At 58.9% G+C, this 1,855-nt stretch carries 3 protein-coding genes and 1 pseudogene; 1 reads left to right on the forward strand and 3 read right to left on the reverse strand.

Features of this window, described 5'->3' with window-relative positions; translation table 11 throughout:
- Together BEK68_RS07215 and BEK68_RS07220 are read right to left on the reverse strand one after the other, a co-directional pair.
- The coding region (locus tag BEK68_RS07215; RefSeq protein ID WP_065851660.1) for a transposase at window positions 1–190 on the reverse strand (190 nt) is incomplete at its 3' end.
- Window positions 191–225: 35 nt separating this feature from the next.
- Window positions 226–822 carry a methyltransferase gene (locus tag BEK68_RS07220; RefSeq protein WP_170816373.1) on the reverse strand — a complete coding sequence of 199 codons (597 nt, stop codon included), beginning with the start codon at window positions 820–822 and terminating at the stop codon, window positions 226–228.
- Between the two features lie 249 nt (window positions 823–1,071).
- Here BEK68_RS07220 and BEK68_RS07225 point away from each other — a divergent pair, with 249 nt between their 5' ends.
- On the forward strand, window positions 1,072–1,563 hold the full coding sequence (locus BEK68_RS07225; protein WP_065851665.1) for an MgtC/SapB family protein: 492 nt from the start codon (window positions 1,072–1,074) through the stop codon (window positions 1,561–1,563).
- Between the two features lie 86 nt (window positions 1,564–1,649).
- Here the strand turns inward: BEK68_RS07225 and BEK68_RS07230 are convergent.
- Window positions 1,650–1,855, reverse strand: a pseudogene (locus BEK68_RS07230) (IS256 family transposase); the annotation flags it as partial.

Raw genomic sequence — 1,855 nt, forward strand, 5'->3', positions numbered from 1 at the left:
CGCGCTGCAGATCGGCATCCTGCTGCGTCTTGCGTGCCTGCCGGCTGACCCCGCTGCGGCGAAGCCACTCGTACAGGCTGTGGCTCGACACCCCCAGCCGCTGCGCCACTTCCGCCACCGGGTAACCGCGTTCGGTCACCTGCTTGATCGCCTCGGCCCGGAACTCATCCGTATATCGCTTGCTTTTCATGCTTCCTCCAGTCTCAAAAACACCCTATCAGGTGTCTACAAGACCGGGGACGTACCACCGAGAAACCAGACCGAGTCCGCAATATTGCGTTGAAAGGAAGACACATGGACCGTCCATGTCGACTCCCCCCTATACAGCGACAGACGGGGAAAGAACGCTGGTGTACGGCGTGCGTATTCGGCGAATTCCGGGAAGGCGGAAGCCAGAAAGCGGTCTTCCGTCCGGATGACAGCCGGGTACATCAGCGCAAATGCGAGCGCCAGGACTGCGGTAACCGCCAGCGACTCGGTCATCGCCCCTAGTCCGATAATGCCTAGCAAGTTGCAGACATAGAGCGGATGGCGACACAGTGAATATGGACCCGAGGTCACCAAGGTATTGTTCTTGCGCCCGGAAATGTACAACGCGCACCAGAGCCGCCCGACCGTGGCCAGGCTCACCCCCAACATCCCCAGCGTCAGCAGCAGCGGCGACACCCAGGTACCGTCCCAGCGAGAATGGCCAAAGACCAGACTTGCCAGGACAAACGTTACGACAACACGCCAAACGCCGATGCGGTGGCGTGTCAGGAAATTGTCCAGCGCCCTCGAGAGACCAGCGGGTTGGGACGGGGAGATTGAAGAATCGGTCATGCGGTTCGGGGGCTGGAGGAGAATGTCGCGCACTTCGAGTGGACACACTGGCGCGAAAACGAGCACTAATGGCCGGCATTCTAAGGTTGCCCTTCCGTTGTCAGGCTTTATTGCCGAAATGTAATACGTTGTTAATCTTGCCCCCGGGCCAGCGAATCCGGTTGTGTCATAGCTCGGCAATCTGACAGTCATCTTCTGCGACATAGACTGTCTTGGCCATTTTCAGGACACACCCAGAGACGCTCCGCAATGAACGACATCATCCGCACATTGAGCTCGGAATTCTCCGATCTCGCTAATGCTGCCGAGGCAGTACGTGCCGTCGTTCGAATGACCGTCTCTATCGTTTTGGGGGGCTTGCTGGGGTACGAGCGGGAGAGCTCGGGAAAATCCGCAGGCGTGCGCACTCACATGCTCGTCGCGCTGGGGGCATGCGTTTTTGTCGTGGTTCCCCTCCAGGCGGGCGTGCAGCTTGCCGACATGAGCCGCGTGCTTCAGGGTCTCACGTCAGGCATCGGATTCCTTTGTGCAGGGGCGATCCTGAAGCCGGACAATGAGACACACGTCAGGGGGCTCACAACTGCCGCGAGCATCTGGATTGCTGCCGCGATCGGCGTGGCCGCCGGCATGGGCCATGCGGTGACGGCCATCGTCGCGACTGCCTTCGCACTCATCGTGCTCAGAATCCTTCAAATGTCGAAGAAGGGGTCGTCTCAGAAAACGGAAAATAAAGCACGCTAAGCCATTGCCAACAATCTCCGACGATAACGGCGACGGCTCGAGCTAACGTCAAGAGTGGTGTATGAACAATTTGATGGCGGTCGATTTCAAGCGGCGATTTTCTGCTGAGCCGGTCGATCGTCTTGCACCGGTTCGCCGTCCTTGAAGGCAACTCCTTCGAGCAACAGCTTGATCTTTTCGGGGCCGTTGATACGGCGCCAGGTTTTCTCGGCTTCCTCGATCAGCTTGAATGCCAGTCCGAGGAAGGTTGGTCGCGATACGCAGTTACGCGTGCGCGTCGTACGGTGGCGCA

Origin of the sequence: Ralstonia pickettii, assembly GCF_001699815.1 — a bacterium.
GTDB classification, from domain to species: domain Bacteria; phylum Pseudomonadota; class Gammaproteobacteria; order Burkholderiales; family Burkholderiaceae; genus Ralstonia; species Ralstonia thomasii.

What these genes read in the sequence shown, in the direction of transcription:
- BEK68_RS07220 (WP_170816373.1), bottom strand. Translation starts at nt 822, where the DNA reads ATGACCGATTCTTCAATCTCCCCGTCCCAACCCGCTGGTCTCTCGAGG.
- BEK68_RS07225 (WP_065851665.1), top strand. Translation starts at nt 1,072, where the DNA reads ATGAACGACATCATCCGCACATTGAGCTCGGAATTCTCCGATCTCGCT.